The 3,122-nt window shown below is 76.2% G+C and carries 6 protein-coding genes; 5 read left to right on the top strand and 1 reads right to left on the bottom strand.

Features of this window, described 5'->3' with window-relative positions; translation table 11 throughout:
- The 4 genes from PSR1_RS22545 to PSR1_RS22560 all read left to right on the top strand — a co-directional run.
- Positions 1–555 (top strand): hypothetical protein (locus PSR1_RS22545; RefSeq protein WP_202813238.1); only part of this gene is annotated, 555 nt, incomplete at its 5' end.
- Positions 556–563: 8 nt separating this feature from the next.
- Positions 564–1,139, top strand: a complete 576-nt coding sequence (locus tag PSR1_RS22550) for a hypothetical protein (protein WP_059439552.1) — start codon at positions 564–566, stop codon at positions 1,137–1,139.
- A 9-nt stretch (positions 1,140–1,148) separates the two neighbouring features.
- Positions 1,149–1,853, top strand: a complete 705-nt coding sequence (gene queC / locus PSR1_RS22555) for a 7-cyano-7-deazaguanine synthase QueC (RefSeq protein WP_059439553.1) — start codon at positions 1,149–1,151, stop codon at positions 1,851–1,853.
- 34 nt (positions 1,854–1,887) lie between these two features.
- Complete coding sequence (locus tag PSR1_RS22560; protein ID WP_059439554.1) at positions 1,888–2,169, top strand: polyhydroxyalkanoic acid system family protein; 282 nt, start codon at positions 1,888–1,890, stop codon at positions 2,167–2,169.
- 75 nt (positions 2,170–2,244) lie between these two features.
- Here PSR1_RS22560 and PSR1_RS22565 read toward each other — a convergent pair whose 3' ends face one another.
- Positions 2,245–2,553 carry a hypothetical protein gene (locus PSR1_RS22565; RefSeq protein WP_012527829.1) on the bottom strand — a complete coding sequence of 103 codons (309 nt, stop codon included), beginning with the start codon at positions 2,551–2,553 and terminating at the stop codon, positions 2,245–2,247.
- 178 nt (positions 2,554–2,731) lie between these two features.
- On the opposite strand from PSR1_RS22565, the gene PSR1_RS22570 reads away from it, so the two are divergent.
- The gene (locus PSR1_RS22570) at positions 2,732–3,079 is read left to right on the top strand and encodes a hypothetical protein (RefSeq protein WP_059439555.1); all 348 of its coding nucleotides are present in this window, start codon (positions 2,732–2,734) and stop codon (positions 3,077–3,079) included.
- Positions 3,080–3,122 lie beyond the last annotated feature (43 nt).

Below are 3,122 nucleotides of genomic sequence, written 5' to 3' on the forward strand. Positions count from 1 at the left end.
GTGGTGATCGAGAACACCCGCCCGCCCTCGGTGGTGCTGCCGGCCGGGCTGGCGGACCTGCCGGAGGGCGCGCTCGCGTTCCTGGCCGCCCGCACGCTCGACCTCCTCGAGCACGGCTGGGCGCTGCTCGGGAAGTTCGCGCCCCGCGACACCGCCATCCTGCTCGAGCTGGCCTGCCGCTTCGGCGGCGGCGCGCCGCCCGCCATGGGCCTCCCCGCGGCGCACGCCGGCGCGTTCCTCGCCGCGCTGGAGCGGACCGTGCCGGGCGAGGTGAGCGCCACCGCGGCCGCGCTGGCGGGCCCGGCCGCGGCGGAGCTGCGCACGCTCGACCCGCGCGCGCTCGCGGCGGCGGTGCGCCGGACCGCGAACCGGGTGGGCCTGCTGCACGCCGGCGACCCGGGCCACGCGCTGCGCACGCTGGCGCTCCTCGACCGGCGCCTCGACGGCGGGCCGCTCGATCCGGCCGAGGCGCTCGCGCTCCCCGACCTCCGCGACCTCGCGCTCCTGGCCCTGTCGGATCCGTTCGTCGAGCTCCGGGTCGCGGTGCTAGGCTAGCCGGCCCCGTGCCCCGCCGTCCGTCCCACCGCGCGCCGCGCGCGCTCGCCCTCGCAACCCTCCTCGCCGCGCTCGGCGCCGCCGCGTGCCGCAGCGACGGCGGCGAGGACTGCCCGGGCGAGGTGATCGGCGTGTTCGGCCTGCAGGCGCGCCGGGTGGACGCCTCGACCGCCTGCACGGTGGAGCCGGAGGGCGGCTGGGCCGCGGCGGTGCCGGCGACCATCCCGGCGGAGCTCGCGACCGACGCCGCGGCGGTGTTCCCGGTGACGCTGGCGCAGGACCCGCGCACCGGCGCGGTGGCGCTCTGCACCGGGCGCGAGCACGAGGCGGTGCTGCGCGGGGCGCGGAGCGGCGACCACGTCCAGGCCTCGGCGGCGGCGGGCGAGGCGGTGCTGAGCGCCTGCGCCGCCACCTGCACCGCGGCGCTCACCGTCGCGATCGAGGGCGACCTCGCGTTCCCGGCGGACGGGCCGCCGACGCTCGCGGGGACGCTGGTGGAGACCTACGGGGCGACCGGCGGCGCGTGCGCGCCCTGCGTGCTCCCCTGCACCGCGAGCTACGCGTTCACCGCGATGGCCCGCTAGGATCCTGGAATGGCGAAGGCGACGATCGAGGCGCGGCGCGCGGTGGTGCTCCTGTCGGGCGGGCTCGACTCGAGCACCTGCCTGGCGGTGGCGCGCGCCGAGGGGCTGGAGGCGCACTGCCTCTCGGTGGACTACGGGCAGCGGCACAAGGGCGAGCTGGCGCGGGCGCGGCGCATCGCGCGGGCGCTCGGCGCCGCCGGGCACCGCGTGGTGAAGGTGGACCTCTCCGCGTTCGGCGGCTCGGCGCTCACCGACGCGGGCATCGCGGTGCCGAAGGGGCGCAGCGAGGCGCGGATGGCGCGGGACATCCCGGTCACCTACGTGCCGGCGCGCAACACCGTCATGCTCTCGCTCGCGCTCGCCCACGCCGAGGTGATCGGCGCGGAGCAGATCTTCGTGGGCGTGAACGCCATCGACTACTCCGGCTACCCGGACTGCCGCCCGGCCTTCCTGCGGGCGTTCGAGCGGCTGGCGAAGGTCGCCACCCGCGCCGGCGTGGAGGGGCACCCGCTCCGGATCCGGGCCCCCCTGCTCCGGCTCTCGAAGGCGGGGATCGTCCGGCTGGGCACGAAGCTCGGCGTCCCCTACCGCATGACCCTGTCGTGCTACGACCCGATCCGCGGCCGCGCCTGCGGCCGGTGCGATGCCTGCCGCCTGCGCCGAAAGGGATTTGCCGAGGCCGGGGTGCAGGACCCAACTCAATACGCGAAGTGACCGGCCGGACGGCCGGCGGAGGAGACCCGCAAGGATGCCGCAGATCACGAGGAAGTACCCCGGCAAGAAGGCCGGTGAGATCTACGAGAAGGTGGACGAGGTGATGGAGCGCATCGCCGAGAAACTCTCCCTCGACTACCAGAAGGACGGCGGCGCGAAGACCGGCAAGGTCTCGAAGATGGGCGTCAGCGGCGCCTACGCGGTGAAGGACGAGGAGGTCGTCATCGACCTCAAGTTCCCGATGCTGGTCCCGGGCTCGATGCGCCAGAAGGTCCAGGAGGACATCGAGCGGAAGCTGGACGGGCTGTTCGGCTGAACCGCTGCGTGCGCGGGCAGGCGCTGTCGGGATCCGCTCGTCCTGAGCCCGTCGAAGGACGAGCGGAGCCGCGTCCTAGTCCAGCGGCACCACGATCGCCCCGGCGCGCTCGTTCATGCGCTCCACCGCGGCGTAGATCGCCTGCAGCGGCGAGTCCCCCGACCCGGACGCCGACTTGAGCGCCGTCCGGCGGCGCTTCGCGGACGGGCCGGCCACGATGCGGGCGCCGGCGCGGCCGTGCAGCGCGTCCGGCCAGACCCGGACCTGCATGCCCGCGCGGTAGAGCGCGAGCAGGACACGTCCCATCTCTGCGGCGACGCGTTCGTCGGCGTAGGTCATCGAGCGTTCCGTGGTGCGATCCCGCCGGGTTCGGCCGCGAGGCATGGCTCCATCCTCCCGGAATCCGGCGTTCGGCTGCGCATCCTAGCGGGGGTGCCTGACAGCGCCAGTTTCCGGCCCCGCCGGTCGGGTGCGGCCGGTCCGGCCAGGCCCCAACAGGCTCCTCCGGCCCGCCGCCCCGGCGGCTTCTCGCCCCCGCGCGGCACGGCTACGTTCAGGGTGCATGATCGCGCGCTGGACGAGCTTCGCCGTGGGGCTGGCGCTCCTGCTCGCGCCGCTCGCGCTGGGGTACGGCGAGGTCGGGCCGATCCTCCACGACGTGGCGATGGGGCTGCTCGTCTGCATCGGCACGGTCGCGGCGATCGAGTGGGCGCCGGCGCGGTACGCGCTCGCGGCGCCGGCCGCGTGGCTGGTCTGGACCGGCCGCGGCGCCACCGAGCCGGCCGCCGGCGTGGCCGAGATGACCGCCGGCGCGGCGCTGCTGGTGCTCGCGTTCGTGCCCGGCGCGCGCGCGGTCCCGCGGCTCGGGCGCGTGGGGCGGGAAGATCGCGCGGATCACGCCCGCGCCTGACGCGGTGCTCCGCCCCCGCTCCCCATCCCGCATCGCGTACAAT

It is taken from the genome of Anaeromyxobacter sp. PSR-1 (genome assembly GCF_000964525.1).
Classification (GTDB): Bacteria; Myxococcota; Myxococcia; order Myxococcales; family Anaeromyxobacteraceae; genus Anaeromyxobacter.